Origin of the sequence: Enterobacter cloacae complex sp. SHL018, assembly GCF_049237905.1 — a bacterium.
Classification (GTDB): Bacteria; Pseudomonadota; Gammaproteobacteria; order Enterobacterales; family Enterobacteriaceae; genus Enterobacter; species Enterobacter hormaechei_C.
This window is the reverse complement of record NZ_JBMKJE010000001.1, coordinates 1104012-1123105: the sequence shown is the minus strand read 5'-3', so window position 1 is coordinate 1123105 and position 19094 is coordinate 1104012. Positions and strand designations below refer to the sequence as shown.

Sequence of the window (19094 nt, the reverse complement as noted above, 5' to 3'; positions counted from 1 at the left end):
GCCTCCGATCCTGAGTCGTTGCAGGCCCGTGCAAGCAAAGCGTTTACTTCACCGTCACTAACCGTGCAGCCACAATCTGATGCCCGGCCTGCACGTCCGTATTTTCAATGCGCTGCATGATCCTGTCTGCCAGGGTGTACCCCATCTCACGAGCCGGCGTCGTCGCCCAGACGATAGGGAGATCGTCTAACGCATTTTCACCGACATCCGCAAATGCCCCCAGCGCCACCTGATGGCCGAAGAACGTTTCTACCCCGCCCTCACCGCTCTGGCGTCCGGCGCGGATTAAACCGAACCACGCCCCCATCGCAATGACGTCGTTATAGCAAATCACCGCGCTGATCGTCGGGCTGTTGCGAAGCAGCGTGCCGATGGCTTCTGCGGCTTTTTTCTGGCTGGATTCACACTCCACCACCCATTCGCTGTGAAACGGCAGGCCGTATTTGATGAGCGTGGAGCAGTAACCGCCCACCCGCTCGGCACGCGTCAGGGACGAGCTTTTACCGCCGAGCCAGGCGATGCGCTGATGGCCGCGATGAATAAGATGCTCGGTCAGCATTTGCGCGGCCTGCATGTTATCTGGCCGAAGGGTATCGGCTTCGTCGAGATAGCTGGCGCGCGAGGCAAACACCAGCGGTACGCCTTTCTGCGCCGCGCGCTCACACAATTCACTGCCCACGCCGGACGCGCCGGCCACGATCACCCCATCCACCCCTTGCGTCAGCAGCATATCCAGCCTGGAGAGCAGCTGCTCCGGTTCGCGCCCACCGTGGAGCAGGAAAACCATTCGCCCCTGCGCTTCAAGCGCCTCGGTAAGCCCGGCGGTCAGTTCTGCATAAAACGGCGACGCGAGGTCGCGAACGATCAGCCCTATCACCCCGCTTTGCCCACCGCGCAGCGCCGACGCCTGGCGATTACGCACAAAGCCTAACTGCTCAACGGCCTCGTTGACGCGCTGACCCGTTGCAGGAGAGATGCGCCCCTTCCCGCTCAATACCAGCGAAACGGTGCTGACGGAAACCCCCGCCGCCAGCGCGACATCGTTGATGGTGATCTTTTTCGCTACAGCCATGTGGTGGCGTGACTCCTTGATAATGAGATCGCTAAAACGTTTTATCAATACGTTATCTTTATACTACCAGTAAAAGCCTGAGAATGTGATTTAGCGCGCACTAAAGTTTGATAAAACGTTTTATCTTCTCGCCCCATCGAGGTCGTTAAATCTCTTTCTACCATTTAAGGAGTCGTTTTATGACGACGAAAGCAGCACAAAAAATATCGCTGTGGGAGTTTTTCCAGCAACTGGGTAAAACCTTTATGCTGCCCGTGGCGCTTCTCTCTTTTTGCGGGATCATGCTGGGGATCGGCAGCTCGTTAAGCAGCCATGACGTCATTACCCTGATCCCTTTCCTCGGAAATCCGGTACTTCAGGCGATCTTCATCTGGATGAGCAAGGTCGGCTCTTTTGCCTTTAGCTTCCTGCCGGTAATGTTCTGTATCGCCATTCCTCTGGGTCTGGCGCGCGAAAACAAAGGCGTGGCGGCGTTTGCGGGCTTCGTTGGCTATGCGGTGATGAACCTTGCGGTTAACTTCTGGCTGACTGCCAAAGGGATCCTGCCGACGACCGACGCGGCGGTACTGAAAGCCAATAACATTCAGAGCGTGATTGGTATTCAGTCCATCGATACCGGGATCCTTGGAGCCGTGATCGCGGGGGTGATTATCTGGATGCTGCACGAGCGCTTCCACAACATCCGCCTGCCCGATGCGCTGGCCTTCTTCGGCGGGACCCGCTTTGTGCCAATCATTACGCTGGTTGTGATGGGTCTGTTTGGTCTGATCATCCCTCTGATTTGGCCGATTTTTGCCATGGGGATCACCGGTATCGGCCGCATTATCAATGGCGCGGGTGATTTCGGCCCGATGATTTTCGGTACGGGTGAACGTCTGCTGCTGCCATTTGGTTTACAGCATATCCTGGTTGCCCTGATCCGCTTTACCGAAGCTGGCGGTACCATGGACGTTTGCGGTCATTCCGTTAGCGGTGCGCTGACCATCTTCCAGGCCCAGCTGAGCTGCCCGACCACTCACGGCTTCTCTGAAAGTGCGACGCGTTTCCTCTCTCAGGGTAAAATGCCTGCCTTCCTCGGCGGCCTGCCGGGCGCAGCGCTGGCGATGTACCACTGTGCCCGTCCGGAAAATCGTCATAAAATTAAAGGTCTGCTGATCTCCGGCGTTATTGCCTGCGTGGTGGGCGGTACGACAGAACCTATCGAGTTCCTGTTCCTGTTCGTAGCGCCGGTACTGTACCTCATCCACGCCGTACTGACGGGCCTGGGCTTTACCGTGATGGCTGTGCTCGGTGTGACCATCGGTAACACCGACGGTAACGTGATTGACTTCGTGGTATTCGGTATCCTGCACGGCCTGTCCACCAAGTGGTATCTGGTGCCGGTTGTGGCCGCCATCTGGTTCGCGGTTTACTACGGGATCTTCCGCTTCGCCATCACCCGCTTTAACCTGAAAACGCCTGGCCGCGATACCGATACGGCCACCAGCGTTGAACAGGCGGTAGCCGGCACCATTGGGAAATCCGGATATAACACGCCGGCTATTCTGGCGGCGCTGGGCGGTGCGGATAACATTACCTCTCTGGATAACTGCATCACCCGCCTGCGTTTGTCGGTGGCGGACATGTCCAAAGTGGATACCAACGCACTTAAAGCTAACCGGGCTATTGGGGTGGTACAGTTAAATCAACACAATTTGCAGGTCGTCATTGGCCCGCAGGTACAGTCAGTGAAGGATGAGCTGGCAACCCTGATGCGAACCGTCGAAGCCTGATGCCTCGCCCCCCTCGTCATGAGGGGGTTTTACTTTACGGAGCACCGTCATGTTTGATTTTTCAACCGTCGTGGATCGACACGGCACCTGGTGTACCCAGTGGGATTATGTCGCTGACCGTTTTGGCGCTGCCGACCTGCTGCCCTTCACCATCTCTGATATGGATTTCGCCACCGCCCCCTGCATTACCGATGCGCTGCACCAGCGAATAAACCACGGGGTGTTTGGCTACAGTCGCTGGAAAAATGACGAATTTCTGGCCGCCGTGGCGCACTGGTTCCGGCAACGCTTTAACAGTCAGATTGATACCGAAACCGTGGTGTATGGGCCGTCGGTCATTTATATGGTCTCGGAGCTGATCCGCCTCTGGTCCTCGCCTGGCGACGGCGTGGTGGTCCATACCCCGGCTTACGATGCCTTTTATAAAGCCATCGACGGCAACCAGCGTACCGTTGTTTCCGTGCCGATGCAGAAAACAGCGCATGGCTGGGAGGGCGATATGGCCGCGCTGGAAGCGGCGCTGTCAAAACCGGAAAACAAGGTGCTGCTGCTGTGTAGCCCGCAAAACCCGACCGGCAAAGTCTGGACGCGGGAAGAGCTGACCACAATGGCGGCCCTGTGTGAACGTTATGACGTAGCGGTGATCAGCGACGAAATTCATATGGACATGGTATGGGGCACGCATCGTCATACCCCGTGGAATGAGGTTGCACGCGATAAATGGGCGCTGCTGACCTCGGGTTCCAAAAGCTTCAATATTCCGGCGCTGACGGGTGCCTGGGGGCTTATCGCCGATGACGCCAGCCGTAGCGCCTATCTGAATGCATTAAAAGGTCGGGACGGACTCTCTTCCCCTTCCGTGCTGGCGCTGACCGCGCACATTGCTGCCTACCGACAGGGAGAACCCTGGCTGGACGCGCTGCGGACCTATCTCGAAGAAAACCTGCGCTACATTGCTGACGAACTGAATACTGCATATCCGACACTCAACTGGCAACCGCCTGAGGCCACCTATCTGGCATGGATCGATCTCAGCCCGCTTGGCATTGATGACAATACGCTGCAAAACGTGCTGATTGATCAGCAAAAAGTGGCCATCATGCCGGGATATACCTATGGGGATGAAGGTAAAGGCTATGTGCGTCTGAACGCTGGCTGTCCGCGTAGTAAGCTTGAACAGGGCGTTCAACGCCTTATCGCTGGCATCAACACTCTGCTGTAAATCATTTGCGCAACGGAATATTCCCTTGCGCAAATAGCTTTTTACCCCGTTTTGTTTTTATAATATGGCGCACTTTAACCAGCAAAGAGTGCGACCATGATTGATACACGCCTGCCTTTAACTGATATTCACCGCCACCTCGACGGAAACATTCGTGCCCAAACCATTCTCGATCTTGGTCGCCAGTTCAATTTAACCCTCCCTGCCGAAACGCTTGAAACCCTGATCCCGCATGTTCAGGTCACGTCGAACGAACCGGATCTGGTGAGTTTTCTGAGCAAGCTCGACTGGGGCGTGAAGATGCTGGCCTCGGTCGATGCCTGTCGCCGTGTCGCCTTTGAAAACATCGAAGATGCCGCGCGTAACGGCCTGCACTATGTCGAACTGCGTTTCTCCCCGGGCTATATGGCGATGACCCACAACCTCCCCGTAGCGGGCGTGGTTGAAGCGGTCATTGAAGGCGTGCGTGAAGGCTGCAAAACCTTTGACGTTCAGGCGCGTTTGATCGGCATTATGAGCCGTACCTTCGGTGAAGCGGCCTGTCTTCAGGAACTGGAAGCATTACTGGCGCATCGCGACCAGATCACCGCCATCGACCTGGCCGGTGACGAGCTGGGCTTCCCGGGCAGTCTGTTCCTGTCTCATTTCAACCGCGCACGTGATGCAGGATGGCATATTACCGTTCATGCGGGGGAAGCCGCGGGGCCGGAAAGCATCTGGCAGGCCATTCGTGAACTGGGTGCGGAACGTATAGGTCATGGCGTGAAAGCCATTGAAGATCGCGCGCTGATGGATTTCCTCGCCGAACAACGTATTGGAATCGAATCCTGCCTGACCTCCAATATTCAGACCAGTACAGTGGCGTCGCTGGCGCAACACCCGCTGAAAACCTTCCTCGAACACGGGGTGCTGGCTTCGCTGAACACGGACGATCCGGCGGTTCAGGGCGTGGATATTATTCACGAATACAACATCGCCGCACCACAGGCCGGGCTGAGCCGCGAGCAGATCCGTCAGGCGCAAATCAACGGGCTGGAGATCGCCTTCCTGACGCCTGAAGAGAAACAGGCGCTGCGCGATAAAGTTGCTCAGTAGTCCTCTTTACTGCCGGGTGGCGCTGCGCTTACCCGGCCTACGAAAGCGTTTGGCACTTATGCCAGACAGAGCGTTGCGCGATGTTTGGCAGATTCGATCCCGAGCTCGATGAGCTCCATAATCTGGATTGCCTGGCTTGCGGGAACCGGATTTTCACCTGAACCGTTCAGCGCGTCACGAATGGCGGCGTAATACGCTGGATAGTTCCCCGGCAGGGTCAATACCGTCTCTTCAACCAGTACCTCACCCTCCGCACGCGTCACCACCCCGTCGCGCATGTCGTAGCCCCAGTCCTCCTGCGGTAAGCGTTCGCCATTTTTGAGGCGCTCTTCCTGCGGATCCAGGCCGAACTTCACATAGCTGCCGCGCGCCCCGTGAATGATATAGCGGGCCGATTCCGCCGCCGCAAGCATTGTCCCGTGCAGCACAATGCGCCGCTGCGGATAACTCAAAATGGCATGGAAATAGTCGGTGGTCTGCGCCCCCGGCCTGAGCTGCGCTAAATCGACCGTCATGCTCACGGGCAAACCAAACAGATGAACGGCCTGATCGAGAAGATGCGGGGCTAAGTCATACCAGATGCCGCTACCCGGTCCCGCCTGCTCGCGCCAGCGATCTCGCACCTGCGGACGATAACGATCGAAGTGCGACTCAAAAAAGGCAATTTCGCCGAGCGTGCCTTCGTTTATCAGCGCCTTAACCGTCAGGAAATCGCTGTCCCAGCGCCGATTGTGAAAGACCGATAATAACCGACCCAGACTTCGCGCCAGCGCATCCAGCTCGCGCGCCTGTGACAACGTCACGGTGAAGGGCTTATCGACAACAACATGTTTCCCTGCCTCCAGCGCCGCTTTCGCCAGGGGGAAATGAGTGTCGTTAGGAGTAGGAATGACAATAAGGTCAATATTAGGATCGTTAAACAGATGCTTAGGCTCCGTTACCACCGGCACGGCTGGCCAGTCGGCGCGGACCTTAGTCTCATCGCTGCTTGTGATAGCCGCCAGTTCCATTCCCGGCGTGCCGGCAACCAGCGGAGCATGAAAGGTTTTGCTTGCGTACCCGTAGCCAATAAGACCGACGCGGATGTTTTCACTCATCGTTTGCCCCCTCGCTGTGCGCTTATTTATCACTGGCCTTGTGCTTAACGCACAGATTAATAATGTGCCCTGTGAGTGAAAATAGCATCTCGCGACAGCGTTTTTTGTTACCTCGCCTTAAAGTGTGTATATGGGTTCGGGGAATCGTTCCCAAAGCGCTTGCTCTGGCGAAAAGGGCGCTGTAACATTTGTAATCTGTATTTATGGATAAATTACAAACACAAATTATGTCGTCAATAATTAATCGAATCATTGAATTAGCGGGATGGATTGTCCTTGGGGTTTCAGTCGTGTTGCTCGGCATTGCCAGCCATATCGATAACTACCAGCCGCCGGAGCCTGTTACTGTCGCACAACAAAAGTAAGCCGTGTCGTCATAAAGCGTGACACATTACGTCATGGAACGTATTGCCAGCCGTAATGAACGGGGTTACCCTTCTCTTCCAGGCATCTGCTGATGCCTGATTCTTCGCAAAGAAAACTCCTAATTTCGTCGCGTTACCCGAGTGGACAGTTTACGTCTTTATTAATCCGTTTATTATTCGAACGCATTACCTTTATGGGTATTACCCTTTTATATGGAAACTTATTAATATGACAGTTCAGGACTATTTATTAAAATTTCGCAAGATCAATTCCCTTGAAAGCCTGGAAAAACTGTTTGACCATCTGAACTACACGCTGTCGGATAATCAGGACATCATCAATATGTACCGCGCTGCTGACCACCGTCGCGCCGAACTGGTCTCTGGCGGTCGTCTGTTCAATGTGGGGGAAGTGCCTAAATCCGTATGGCGTTACGTTGTATAAGAAAGTAGCCTTCGGCGTGAAATGTTATATACTCTCCGCCCTGCAAATTTCTGTATAACATTTCGCGCAGACTATGGGAGAGCGTATGACCGCATTGCCTGGAGAGAGAATTGGGGGCTGGTTAATCGCCCCGCTGGCATGGCTGCTGGTGGCATTATTAAGCGCTTCGCTGGCGCTGTTGCTTTACACCACCGCACTGGTTACGCCTCATGCTATCCAGACACTGATGTCCCAGAGTGCGCTCAATATTGCGACGTGGTTTGTGTCGTTCGTTTTCGCGATCGCGATGTGGTACTACACGCTGTGGCTGACTATCGCCTTCTTCAAACGCCGCAAAAGCGTGCCAAAACATTACATTATCTGGCTGCTGGTCTCCGTGCTGCTGGCTGTCAAAGCATTCGCTTTCTCGCCAGTGTCTGACGCGCTGGCGGTTCGCCAGTTACTGTTTCCGCTACTGGCGACGGCGCTTCTGGTCCCTTATTTCAAGCGTTCGACGCGCGTTAAGAAGACCTTTGTCAACCCGTAATAACCTTACAGTTAACCTGTTGTGGCCTGTTGTCGTTTATCCGATAATAGGCGGCTATTTTATTTCAGGCTAAATAATGACCGATTACTTACTGCTCTTTGTCGGAACTGTGCTGGTTAATAACTTCGTACTGGTGAAGTTCCTTGGCCTGTGCCCGTTTATGGGCGTCTCCAAAAAGCTGGAGACGGCAATGGGCATGGGGCTGGCGACCACCTTCGTGATGACGATGGCCTCCATTTGCGCATGGCTGATTGATACCTGGATCCTGATCCCGCTCGACATGCTCTACCTGCGCACCTTGTCCTTTATTCTGGTCATTGCGGTTGTGGTGCAATTTACCGAGATGGTGGTGCGGAAAACCAGCCCTGCCCTGTATCGCCTGCTGGGCATTTTCCTGCCTCTCATCACCACCAACTGCGCGGTGCTGGGCGTGGCGCTGCTCAATATCAACCTTGGGCATAATTTCCTGCAATCGGCGCTGTACGGTTTTTCCGCGGCGGTCGGTTTCTCTTTTGTTATGGTCCTGTTCGCCTCGATTCGCGAGCGTCTGGCCGCGGCGGATATTCCCGCGCCGTTTCGCGGTAACGCCATCGCTCTGGTGACCGCAGGTTTAATGTCTCTGGCCTTTATGGGCTTTAGTGGTCTGGTGAAGTTGTAATGAGTGCTATCTGGATTGCCATCGCGTCCATCAGCGTACTGGGACTCGTCTTTGGCATCATTCTGGGTTATGCCTCCCGCCGGTTTGCGGTGGAGGACGATCCGGTGGTTGAAAAAATTGATGAACTTTTACCGCAGAGCCAGTGCGGGCAGTGCGGCTACCCTGGCTGCCGCCCTTACGCTGAGGCGGTGGGCGTGCAGGGCGAAAAGATCAACCGCTGCGCACCGGGTGGCGAAGCGGTCATGCTTAAAATAGCTGCCCTGCTGAACGTCGATCCCCAGCCTGTCGACGGCGATGAACAGGCCCAGGAGCCCGTTCGTGCCCTTGCTGTCATCGACGAAGCCAACTGCATTGGCTGCACCAAATGTATTCAGGCGTGTCCTGTTGACGCCATTGTGGGCGCAACGCGCGCGATGCACACCGTTGTGGCGGATCTGTGCACCGGCTGTAATCTCTGCGTGGCGCCCTGCCCGACGCAGTGTATAGAACTACGCCCGGTTGAAACGACTACTGAAAGCTGGAAGTGGGACCTTCAGACCATTCCGGTTCGCAATATTCCTGTGGAACAACATGCTTAAGTTATTTTCTGCCTTCAGAAAAGAGAAGATCTGGGATTTCGACGGCGGCATTCATCCGCCTGAGATGAAATCGCAGTCTAACGGCACGCCGCTGCGCCAGATCCCGCTGGCGACCCGTTACGTTATGCCCCTTAAACAGCATATCGGCGCGGAAGGTGAACTGTGCGTGAAAGAAGGCGATAGCGTTCTTCGCGGCCAGCCGCTGACCTTTGGTCGCGGACGGATGTTGCCGATACATGCCCCGACTTCCGGTAAGGTGGTGGCTGTTGCCCCCCATACCGTTGCCCATCCGTCGGCGTTGTCTGAGCTGAGCGTGATCATTGAAGCCGATGGTGAAGACCGCTGGATCGATCGTGACGGCTGGAGCGACTACCGTTGCCACAGCCGTGAAGCGCTGATTGAACGCATTCATCAGTTCGGCGTGGCGGGTCTGGGAGGCGCAGGCTTCCCGACTGGCGCTAAGCTTCACGGCGGCGGCGATAAAATCGAAACGCTGATCATCAACGCCGCCGAGTGCGAACCGTACATCACCGCCGATGACCGTCTGATGCAGGACTGTGCCGCGCAGGTGGTGGAAGGGATTCGCATTCTTGCGCATATTCTGCAACCCCGCGAAGTGCTGATCGGTATTGAGGACAATAAACCGCAGGCCATTTCGATGCTGCGTGCGGTACTGGCGGACAGCCACGATATCGCCCTGCGAGTGATCCCGACCAAATACCCGTCCGGCGGGGCAAAACAGCTGACGCAGATCCTGACCGGCAAACAGGTCCCCCACGGGGGCCGTTCGTCCGACATCGGCGTGCTGATGCAAAACGTGGGAACCGCCTACGCGGTGAAACGTGCGGTGATTGATGGCGAGCCATTGACCGAGCGCGTCGTCACGCTGACCGGCGAGTCCGTCTCCCGTCCCGGCAACGTCTGGGCGCGTCTGGGTACGCCGGTGCGTCATCTGCTGGAACAGGCTGGCTTCTGCCCGGGTAGCGATCAACTGGTCATTATGGGTGGCCCGCTGATGGGCTTTACCCTGCCGTGGCTGGATGTGCCGGTGGTGAAGATTACCAACTGCCTGCTCGCCCCTTCCCCAACGGAGATGGGCGAAACGCAGGAAGAGAAAGGCTGCATACGCTGTAGCGCCTGTGCGGACGCATGCCCGGCAGATTTACTGCCGCAGCAGTTGTACTGGTACAGCAAAGGCCAGCTGCACGATAAAGCCCAGGCGCATAACCTGGCTGACTGTATTGAATGCGGTGCCTGCGCCTGGGTCTGCCCAAGCAATATTCCGCTGGTGCAATACTTCCGTCAGGAGAAAGCCGAAATCTACGCCATCTCCATGGAAGAAAAACGTGCCGCTGAAGCGAAGGCCCGCTTTGAAGCGCGTCAGGCGCGACTGGAGCGCGAGAAACAAGCCCGTCAGGAACGCCATAAGCAGGCTGCCGTCCAGCCTGCGGCGAAAGATCAGGATGCCATTAACGCAGCCCTGGCCCGCGTGCGCGAGAAGAAAGCCACCGCCGCCCAGACGGTTGTGATCGCTCCGGGAGAAAGACCGGACAACAGCGAAGCGATTGCGGCCCGCGAAGCGCGTAAAGCCGAAGCTCGCGCGCGTCAGGCAGAGAAAGCGCAACACGCCAAACCGGAAGCCGATATCGACCCGCGTAAAGCGGCGGTGGAAGCGGCTATCGCCAGGGCAAAAGCCCGTAAGGCCGGTCAGCAGACAGTGGTGGTTGAACAGGAAGCGACGGATCCGCGCAAGGCGGCCGTTGAAGCCGCTATCGCCCGTGCCAAAGCACGAAAAGCGGCACAGGTTCAGCCAGCCGAAGAGAGTGAAGCGCCTGTCGACCCGCGTAAAGCCGCCGTTGAAGCGGCCATCGCCCGTGCCAAAGCACGAAAAGCGGCACAGCAGGACGAACGGCCTGCGGCCGCCAACGACGATCCACGCAAAGCCGCAGTCGCCGCCGCGATTGCGCGCGTTCAGGCAAAGAAAGCCGCGCAGCAAGCCGTTAACGAGGATTAAATGGTTTTCAGAATTGCAAGTTCCCCTTATACCCATAACCAGCGCCAGACATCGCGTATTATGATGCTGGTGTGCCTGGCCGCGCTGCCAGGTATTGCCGTACAGTGTTGGTTTTTCGGCTGGGGTACGCTTTTCCAGTTAGTTCTGGGTTGCGCCAGTGCCGTCGCAGCGGAAGCAGCGATCCTGAAGCTGCGCAAAATGGAAGTGACTCGCATCCTGAGCGATAACTCCGCCCTGTTGACCGGCCTGTTGCTGGCCATCAGCATTCCCCCGTTCGCCCCGTGGTGGATGGTGGTATTGGGAACGGTGTTTGCGGTGATCATCGCCAAGCAGCTGTACGGCGGGCTGGGCCATAACCCGTTTAACCCGGCGATGATTGGCTACGTGGTACTGCTGATCTCCTTCCCGGTACAGATGACCAGCTGGCTGCCGCCGCATGAGATCGCCGCCACCGTCCCCGGCTTTATGGATGCCCTGCACGTTATCTTTACCGGCCACACCGCGCTGGGCGCAGATATGAACGCGCTTCGCATGGGCGTGGACGGCATCAGCCAGGCCACCCCGCTCGATACCTTCAAAACCTCCCTGCGTGCCGGACACAGCGTGGAGCAGGTGATGAAATCGTCTATTTACAGCGGCGTACTGGCGGGTGCTGGCTGGCAGTGGGTCAATCTGGCCTATTTGTTGGGCGGCGCGTTCCTGCTGCAACAGAAGGCAATCCGCTGGCATATTCCGGTGAGTTTCCTGGTGACGCTGGCCGTCTGCTCGACGCTCGGCTGGGTCATCTCACCTGAGTCACTGGCCAGCCCGCAGCTCCATCTGCTCTCCGGCGCGACCATGCTCGGGGCATTTTTTATTCTGACCGATCCGGTCACCGCGTCTACCACCAACCGTGGTCGTCTGATTTTCGGCGCGCTGGCGGGCTTGCTGGTCTGGCTTATTCGCAGCTTTGGCGGTTATCCGGACGGCGTGGCATTTGCCGTGCTGCTGGCTAACATCACCGTTCCGCTCATCGACTACTACACGCGGCCACGCGTGTACGGTCATCGCTAAGGGTCACGCCATGCTAAAAACAATGCAAAAACACGGCGTTACGCTGGCGATCTTCGCTGCCGCCCTCACCGGGCTGACCGCGCTGGTAAATGAACTGACGAAAACTACCATTGCAGAGCAGGCAATGAAGCAGCAAAAGGCGCTGTTCGATCAGGTGATCCCATCCGACCTCTACGATAATGACCTGCAAAAAAGCTGCTTTGTCGTGCAGGCTCCGCAGCTCGGTAAAGGACCCCATCGCATTTATATTGCCCGCAAGGGCGATAATCCCGTGGGTGCCGTCATGGAAGCCACCGCGCCGGACGGTTACTCCGGTGCGATTCAGCTGCTGGTGGGCAGCGATTTTTCCGGCACCGTGCTGGGCACGCGCGTGACGGAGCATCACGAAACGCCGGGCCTTGGCGACAAAATTGAAACACGCTTAAGCGACTGGATCTTACACTTCGCCGGAAAGATGATTCATGGCGAAGACGATCCTGCTTTCGCGGTGAAAAAAGATGGCGGCGAGTTTGACCAGTTCACGGGCGCCACGATTACCCCGCGCGCGGTGGTCAACGCCGTCAAGCGCGCCGGGCTGTATGCCGAAACGCTGCCCGCGCAGATCAATCATCTTTCCACCTGTGAGGAGTGACCATGAGCCAGGTTAAAGAGGTTATCGTCCAGGGTCTCTGGAAGAACAACTCCGCGCTGGTACAGCTGCTGGGGCTGTGTCCGCTGCTGGCGGTGACGTCTACCGCCACCAACGCGCTCGGGCTGGGGCTGGCGACCACGCTGGTGCTGACCCTGACTAACTTTTCTATTTCTGTTTTGCGCCGCTGGACGCCGTCGGAAATCCGTATTCCGATCTATGTCATGATCATTGCGTCGGTGGTCAGCGTGGTGCAAATGCTGATTAACGCCTACGCATTTGGCCTGTACCAGTCGCTCGGGATTTTCATTCCGCTTATCGTGACTAACTGTATTGTCGTAGGCCGCGCTGAAGCCTTTGCGGTGAAAAACAATCCGGCCATATCCGCGCTGGATGGTTTTTCCATCGGCATGGGCGCGACTGCCGCCATGTTCGTTCTCGGCTCTCTGCGTGAAATTTTGGGCAACGGTACGCTCTTCGACGGTGCGGACGCGCTGCTTGGCGGCTGGGCGAAGTCGCTGCGTATTGAGGTGTTCCATACGGACACTCCGTTCCTGCTGGCCATGCTGCCGCCTGGAGCCTTCATTGGCCTTGGGATGATGCTGGCGTTAAAATACCTGATTGATGAAAAACGTAAACGCCGCGCCGCTGAGCGCAGCGTACAGGAAGGGATCCCCGAGAAAGCAGTATGAATAAAGAGAAACGCATTGCGATCCTGACGCGCCTGCGCGATGAGAATCCTCATCCAACGACAGAGCTGAATTTTAACTCGCCGTTTGAACTGTTGATCGCGGTGCTGCTCTCTGCACAGGCGACGGACGTGAGCGTCAACAAAGCCACGGCCCTGCTCTACCCTGTCGCCAATACGCCGCAGGCCATGCTGGAGCTGGGCGTTGAAGGTGTGAAATCCTATATCAAGACCATTGGCCTGTTTAACAGCAAGGCCGAAAACGTCATTAAGACCTGCCGGATCCTGCTGGAGCAGCACGGCGGTGAAGTCCCGGAAGACCGCGCTGCGCTGGAAGCGTTGCCGGGCGTCGGGCGTAAAACGGCAAATGTGGTGCTGAACACGGCGTTTGGCTGGCCGACCATCGCCGTGGATACCCATATCTTTCGCGTCTCTAACCGTACCCGGTTCGCGCCGGGTAAAAACGTGGAAGAGGTGGAAGAGAAGCTTTTAAAAGTGGTCCCGGCGGAATTTAAGGTGGACTGCCACCACTGGCTGATTCTGCACGGACGGTATACCTGTATTGCTCGTAAGCCACGCTGCGGTTCCTGCATTATCGAAGATCTCTGCGAATACAAAGAAAAAGTCTATCCCTGAGCGTAAACCACCTTACTTCTTACCTGTTCAAGCCCTTAATATTAACAAGGGCTCTGATATCTTCCCGATTGACCATAAATTGCCCTCTCTTTCTCCTTAACGCATTGTCGATTCTTCGGTCATTTAACACTCAAACAGGTTAATAGTTTTTTCATCACCAAAAATTTCTATACATCTGTGATCGCGATCACTCTGATAACCTGATGTTGGATTTTTGTTGTTAAAACCCGCCCAACCCCTTTGTCAGACAAGATTTCATCGATTCCATACCGCACATAAGACCAGTCATTTTTCAGAATATGGGCTATATCACTGCCAATCACCCAAAATAGCAGAACATATCGCCATACAGCCGTTGAACAGGGTCGTTTACAGTGAAAAAAACCATCAATTTTGAACGGATGAGATTTAACGCTGTATAACATTTGCATGAACCGATGATTATACCGCCAGAGTTATATGTAACAGATTATTACAAACGTATTGCCAGATGGGGCTGGATAGTGAACATTACCCGCCGTTTCCCCTCCCAATATAACTATAAAGCGGATGGACTACGGTCATCACGCTATGAACACCCCCGTTAATATGGGATGTAAAAAAAGAGGTATATGTGTCTACTGCAAACAATAAACCAACAGATGAGAGCGTAAGTCTTAACGCTTTCAAACAGCCTAAAGCGTTCTATCTCATTTTCTCTATCGAATTATGGGAGCGTTTTGGCTACTACGGCCTGCAAGGGATCATGGCGGTTTACCTGGTTAAACAACTGGGTATGTCTGAAGCCGATTCCATCACGCTGTTCTCTTCCTTCAGCGCCCTGGTGTATGGCCTGGTCGCTATCGGCGGCTGGTTAGGCGATAAAGTCCTCGGTACTAAACGAGTCATTATGCTGGGCGCCGTTGTTCTGGCGATTGGCTATGGGCTGGTTGCCTGGTCCGGGCACGATGCAGGTGTGGTTTACATGGGCATGGCTACCATCGCGGTAGGTAACGGCCTCTTCAAGGCGAACCCGTCTTCCCTGCTCTCTACCTGCTACAGCAAAGATGACCCACGTCTGGACGGTGCATTTACCATGTACTACATGTCCATCAACATCGGTTCCTTCTTCTCTATGCTGGCAACCCCATGGCTGGCCGCAAAATTCGGCTGGAGCGTAGCGTTTGCGCTGAGCTTCGTGGGTATGCTGATCACCGTTGTGAACTTCCTGTTCTGCCGTAGCTGGGTTAAAGACTACGGTTCAAAACCAGACTTCGAACCCGTGCACATAGGCAAACTGCTGGCAACCATCGTCGGCATCGTGATCCTGGCCGCTGTCGCCACCTGGCTGCTGCACAACCAGGGCGTTGCACGTGCCGTACTGGGCGTGGTTGCGCTGGGTATCGTGATTATCTTCGCGAAAGAAGCCTTTGCGATGCAGGGTGCGGCACGTCGTAAGATGATTGTGGCGTTCATCCTGATGCTGGAAGCGATCATCTTCTTCGTTCTGTACAGCCAGATGCCAACGTCTCTGAACTTCTTCGCTATCCGCAACGTTGAGCACTCCATCCTTGGTATCGCGTTCGAGCCGGAGCAGTATCAGGCCCTGAACCCGTTCTGGATCATGATTGGTAGCCCGATTCTGGCCGCTATCTATAACAAGATGGGCGACCGTCTGCCTATGCCGCACAAGTTCGCTATCGGTATGGTGCTGTGCTCTGGCGCATTCCTGGTGCTGCCGCTGGGGACGAAATTCGCGACCGACGCGGGTATCGTGTCTGTTAACTGGCTGATCCTGAGCTATGCGCTGCAATCCATCGGTGAACTGATGATCTCCGGTCTGGGCCTGGCGATGGTTGCGCAGCTGGTCCCTCAGCGTCTGATGGGCTTCATCATGGGCAGCTGGTTCCTGACCACCGCTGGCGCGGCTATCATCGCAGGTAAGATTGCGAACCTGATGGCGGTACCAGACAACGTTACCGACCCGCTGGTTTCCCTGAATGTCTACGGCACCGTGTTCATGCAAATTGGTATCGCGACCGCCGTGATTGCCGTGCTGATGCTGCTGACCGCACCTAAACTGAATCGTATGACCCAGGACGACGACAAATCCGCTAAAGCGATCAAAACCGCGAACGCGTAATGTCATCGGGAAACGACTGAACAGAAGCCGCTAATTGATTAGCGGCTTTTTTTTTATCCGAACGCGCACTAACATAGCTGGAACCTCAGCAAAAAGGAGTTACCGATGAAACTGTTCTATAAACCGGGCGCCTGCTCTCTTGCTTCCCATATTACGCTTCGCGAGAGCGGTAAAGATTTCACGCTGGACGGCGTTGACCTGATGAAAAAGCGTCTGGAAAACGGGGATGACTTTTTTGCGATTAACCCAAAAGGCCAGGTTCCGGCCCTGCTGCTGGATGATGGCACCCTGCTGACCGAAGGGGTGGCGATTATGCAATTCCTGGCGGACAACGTACCGGATCGTCAGCTCCTTGCCCCCACCGGCAGCATTGCGCGTTATAAAACGCTGGAGTGGCTGAACTATATTGCCACCGAACTGCACAAAGGCTTTACGCCCCTGTTCCGCCCGGACACGCCGGAAGAGTACAAACCTACCGTGCGCGCGCTGCTGGAGAAAAAGTTGCAGTACGTTAACGACGCGCTGAAAGACGACCAGTGGATCTGTGGCTCGCGTTTCACCATCGCCGATGCCTATCTGTTTACCGTTCTGCGCTGGGCGCGCGCGGTTAAGCTGAACATGGAAGGATTAGACCATGTCGCATCGTATATGACGCGCGTGGCGGAGCGTCCTGCGGTGGCAGCGGCGCTGAAAGCGGAAGGGTTGAATTAACCGAGCGGCCTGGATTGCCGGGTGGCGCTGACGCTTACCCGGCCTATAAATTCCGTAGGCCCGTGCAAGCGCAGCGGCGCCGGGCGTTTTCTAAAGCTGCGTTGCGCTAAAATAGTGCTCCGGCTTCGCGATGCGATCCTGCGCCGCGACGACCTGGAGCTCATATTCCTGCATCGTCTTCGTCGCAATCATGATTTCATAAACGGCTGCGGTGACGTGCTCCAGCGCATCGCGCAGGCTCGCGCCCTGCAATAGCTTCACCAGCAGCAAACCGCTGGTCACATCCCCGACCCCGACAGGCTGACGTGCACCGAAATCCACCAGCGGTCGACTGATATGCCAGGCTTCATCCTTCGTTACCAGCAGCATCTCAAAACGGTCCTGGCTCAACCCTGCGCGTGCCAGGTGTTTAACCAGCACAATCTCTGGCCCCTGGGCGATCAGCTCGCGAGAGGCGCTTACAGCCTCTTCTACGCTGTTGACCGGATGCTCGCACAGGATCTCAAGTTCAATCAGGTTGGGGGCAATAATATCGCTGGCGGGCAATGCATGACGGACATGAAACTCCGCAACGCCCGGCGCTACGATGCAGCCTTTTTCCGGATGTCCCATTACCGGATCGCAGAAATATTTCGCCGCGGGGTTTGCCGCTTTCACCTGGCGCACAATGCCGAGGATATGTTCCCCCTGCTCCGCCGAACCCAGATAGCCGCTCAGTACGGCATCGCAGCGTTTAAGCTGGTCGATATCCGCAATCCCCTGAACGATTTCCGTCAGATGCGACGGCGGCATTACGCAGCCGGTCCATTTACCGTACTGGGTGTGATTCGAGAACTGGACGGTATTGAGGGGCCAGACGTTAACGCCGAGGCGGCGCATCGGGAATTCCGCAGCGCTGTTGCCAGCATGTCCAAACACAACGTGGGACTGAATGGCGAGGATGTTCTTCATGTTGTACTTACCAAACCCTGTCAAAACAAAAGGGGCGTGGTTTCCCACGCCCCTGCATACTTTTAATTACTTCCAGCAGACCAGGCAGTAATTTTTCTTACCGCGACGCAGCAGCGTGTAGCGACCATAGAGACGGTCGTTCTCGGTAAAGGTGTATTCCGGATCGGCCTGTTTTTCGCCATTAATGGTGATCGCGTTAGAGGCGATGGTTTTACGCGCCTGACCGCGAGACGGCTGGAGCTCGGAGTCCACCAGCGCCTGCATCAGATCGGCGCCTTTTTCCATCTCAACCATCGGCACGCCATCCTGCGCCAGCTGTTCGAAATCCGCTTCGCTTAAATCGCTCAGGGTTCCGTTGAACAGGCTAGCCGTAATGCGCTTCGCCGCCGCCAGACCTTCTTCGCCGTGAACCAGTTTAGTCACTTCGTCCGCCAGCACGTACTGGGCGCGTGGTGCTTTACCGCTGTTCTTGTCTTCTTCTTCCAGCGCATTGATTTCTTCGATATCCATAAAGGTGAAGAACTTCAGGAAGCGATAAACGTCGGCATCCGCCGTGTTGATCCAGAACTGGTAGAACTTGTACGGGCTGGTTTTCTTCGGATCCAGCCATACCGCGCCGCCTTCGGTCTTACCGAACTTGGTACCGTCGGCTTTGGTGATCAACGGCACGGTCAGACCAAACACCTGATTCTGGTGGAGGCGACGGGTCAGATCGATACCGGAGGTGATGTTACCCCACTGGTCGGAACCGCCAATTTGCAGAGAGACGCCGTGCAGTTTGTTCAGGCAGGCGAAGTCATACCCCTGCAACAGGTTGTAGGAGAACTCCGTGAAAGAGATACCCTGATCGTCACGGTTAAGACGCTGCTTTACTGCTTCTTTGTTAATCATCTGGTTAACAGAGAAGTGTTTGCCGATGTCACGCAGGAACGTCAGCACGTTCATGCCACCAAACCAGTCGTAGTTGTTCGCCGCAATCGCAGAGTTGTCACCGCAGTCGAAATCCAGGAACGGTGCAACCTGTTTACGGATCTTATCCACCCACTCCTGCACGGTGTCTTCGGTATTCAGCTTACGCTCAGCGGCTTTGAAACTTGGGTCGCCAATCAGACCGGTCGCGCCGCCAACCAGTGCGACAGGCTTATGGCCGGCCATCTGGAAGCGTTTCAGGCATAACAATGGAACAAGATGCCCCAAATGCAAGCTGTCAGCGGTGGGATCGAAGCCGCAATAGAGCGCGATCGGGCCTTGCGCCAGTCGCTCTGCTAACGCTTCCTCGTCCGTCACCTGGGCCACGAGGCCCCGCTCTTGCAATTGTTTAATCAAGTTACTGCTTGCCATCAAATTCTCCATGTATAAACGACTGCACCTTTGCCGGTACACGACTTTTCGCCTGATGCGAAAGGACCATAGAATAAAGCGCCAGCGCGGTGTGCGCTAGCGCTTAAATCAACAAATTTT

19 protein-coding genes are annotated in these 19094 nt (G+C 55.8%); 15 read left to right on the top strand and 4 right to left on the bottom strand.

What is annotated here, in order from left to right:
- Positions 1-43: 43 nt before the first annotated feature.
- A complete protein-coding gene (locus ACOTY5_RS05530) occupies positions 44-1072 on the bottom strand; it encodes a Mal regulon transcriptional regulator MalI (protein WP_022647925.1) in 1029 nt (342 codons plus the stop codon).
- Between the two features lie 179 nt (positions 1073-1251).
- Between ACOTY5_RS05530 and malX the strand changes: the two genes are divergently transcribed.
- From malX to add, 3 genes are all read left to right on the top strand, one after another.
- Positions 1252-2844, top strand: a complete 1593-nt coding sequence (gene malX / locus ACOTY5_RS05525; protein ID WP_015570659.1) for a maltose/glucose-specific PTS transporter subunit IIBC — start codon at positions 1252-1254, stop codon at positions 2842-2844.
- Positions 2845-2893: 49 nt separating this feature from the next.
- Positions 2894-4066 (top strand): MalY/PatB family protein, encoded by a 1173-nt coding sequence (locus ACOTY5_RS05520; RefSeq protein ID WP_015570660.1) that lies wholly within the window; start codon positions 2894-2896, stop codon positions 4064-4066.
- A 96-nt stretch (positions 4067-4162) separates the two neighbouring features.
- Positions 4163-5161, top strand: coding sequence for an adenosine deaminase (add, locus tag ACOTY5_RS05515; RefSeq protein WP_015570661.1), 999 nt, complete (start codon positions 4163-4165; stop codon positions 5159-5161).
- 56 nt (positions 5162-5217) lie between these two features.
- On the opposite strand, the gene ACOTY5_RS05510 is transcribed toward add, so the two are convergent.
- Positions 5218-6258, bottom strand: coding sequence for an oxidoreductase (locus ACOTY5_RS05510; protein ID WP_017693546.1), 1041 nt, complete (start codon positions 6256-6258; stop codon positions 5218-5220).
- A gap of 239 nt (positions 6259-6497) precedes the next feature.
- On the opposite strand from ACOTY5_RS05510, the gene blr reads away from it, so the two are divergent.
- The 12 genes from blr to gstA all read left to right on the top strand — a co-directional run bounded on the left by blr (position 6498) and on the right by gstA (position 16682).
- Positions 6498-6623, top strand: coding sequence for a division septum protein Blr (blr, locus tag ACOTY5_RS05505; protein WP_151884424.1), 126 nt, complete (start codon positions 6498-6500; stop codon positions 6621-6623).
- Between the two features lie 229 nt (positions 6624-6852).
- Positions 6853-7068, top strand: coding sequence for a transcription modulator YdgT (ydgT, locus tag ACOTY5_RS05500; protein ID WP_000217941.1), 216 nt, complete (start codon positions 6853-6855; stop codon positions 7066-7068).
- Positions 7069-7153: 85 nt separating this feature from the next.
- The gene (locus ACOTY5_RS05495; RefSeq protein WP_015570663.1) at positions 7154-7594 is read left to right on the top strand and encodes a DUF2569 domain-containing protein; all 441 of its coding nucleotides are present in this window, start codon (positions 7154-7156) and stop codon (positions 7592-7594) included.
- 76 nt (positions 7595-7670) lie between these two features.
- A complete protein-coding gene (gene rsxA / locus ACOTY5_RS05490) occupies positions 7671-8252 on the top strand; it encodes an electron transport complex subunit RsxA (protein ID WP_000133206.1) in 582 nt (193 codons plus the stop codon).
- Positions 8252-8830, top strand: a complete 579-nt coding sequence (gene rsxB, locus ACOTY5_RS05485) for an electron transport complex subunit RsxB (protein ID WP_015570664.1) — start codon at positions 8252-8254, stop codon at positions 8828-8830. Before rsxA ends, rsxB begins: the two co-directional genes overlap by 1 nt.
- Positions 8823-10844: an electron transport complex subunit RsxC gene (rsxC, locus tag ACOTY5_RS05480; RefSeq protein ID WP_032653352.1), complete on the top strand. Its 2022-nt coding sequence runs from the start codon at positions 8823-8825 to the stop codon at positions 10842-10844. Before rsxB ends, rsxC begins: the two co-directional genes overlap by 8 nt.
- Positions 10845-11897, top strand: coding sequence for an electron transport complex subunit RsxD (rsxD, locus tag ACOTY5_RS05475; protein WP_015570666.1), 1053 nt, complete (start codon positions 10845-10847; stop codon positions 11895-11897).
- A gap of 10 nt (positions 11898-11907) precedes the next feature.
- Positions 11908-12528: an electron transport complex subunit RsxG gene (gene rsxG, locus ACOTY5_RS05470; RefSeq protein ID WP_045142534.1), complete on the top strand. Its 621-nt coding sequence runs from the start codon at positions 11908-11910 to the stop codon at positions 12526-12528.
- A gap of 2 nt (positions 12529-12530) precedes the next feature.
- Positions 12531-13217, top strand: coding sequence for an electron transport complex subunit E (locus tag ACOTY5_RS05465; RefSeq protein ID WP_003857592.1), 687 nt, complete (start codon positions 12531-12533; stop codon positions 13215-13217).
- A complete protein-coding gene (gene nth, locus ACOTY5_RS05460; protein WP_015570668.1) occupies positions 13214-13849 on the top strand; it encodes an endonuclease III in 636 nt (211 codons plus the stop codon). Before ACOTY5_RS05465 ends, nth begins: the two co-directional genes overlap by 4 nt.
- 613 nt (positions 13850-14462) lie before the next feature.
- On the top strand, positions 14463-15971 hold the full coding sequence (gene dtpA / locus ACOTY5_RS05455) for a dipeptide/tripeptide permease DtpA (protein ID WP_045142535.1): 1509 nt from the start codon (positions 14463-14465) through the stop codon (positions 15969-15971).
- A gap of 105 nt (positions 15972-16076) precedes the next feature.
- The gene (gene gstA / locus ACOTY5_RS05450; protein WP_003857598.1) at positions 16077-16682 is read left to right on the top strand and encodes a glutathione transferase GstA; all 606 of its coding nucleotides are present in this window, start codon (positions 16077-16079) and stop codon (positions 16680-16682) included.
- Positions 16683-16772: 90 nt separating this feature from the next.
- Here gstA and pdxY read toward each other — a convergent pair whose 3' ends face one another.
- Both pdxY and tyrS read right to left on the bottom strand, forming a co-directional pair.
- Positions 16773-17633 carry a pyridoxal kinase PdxY gene (gene pdxY, locus ACOTY5_RS05445; RefSeq protein WP_015570669.1) on the bottom strand — a complete coding sequence of 287 codons (861 nt, stop codon included), beginning with the start codon at positions 17631-17633 and terminating at the stop codon, positions 16773-16775.
- A 66-nt stretch (positions 17634-17699) separates the two neighbouring features.
- Positions 17700-18974, bottom strand: a complete 1275-nt coding sequence (gene tyrS / locus ACOTY5_RS05440) for a tyrosine--tRNA ligase (protein ID WP_017384594.1) — start codon at positions 18972-18974, stop codon at positions 17700-17702.
- Positions 18975-19094: the final 120 nt, after the last annotated feature.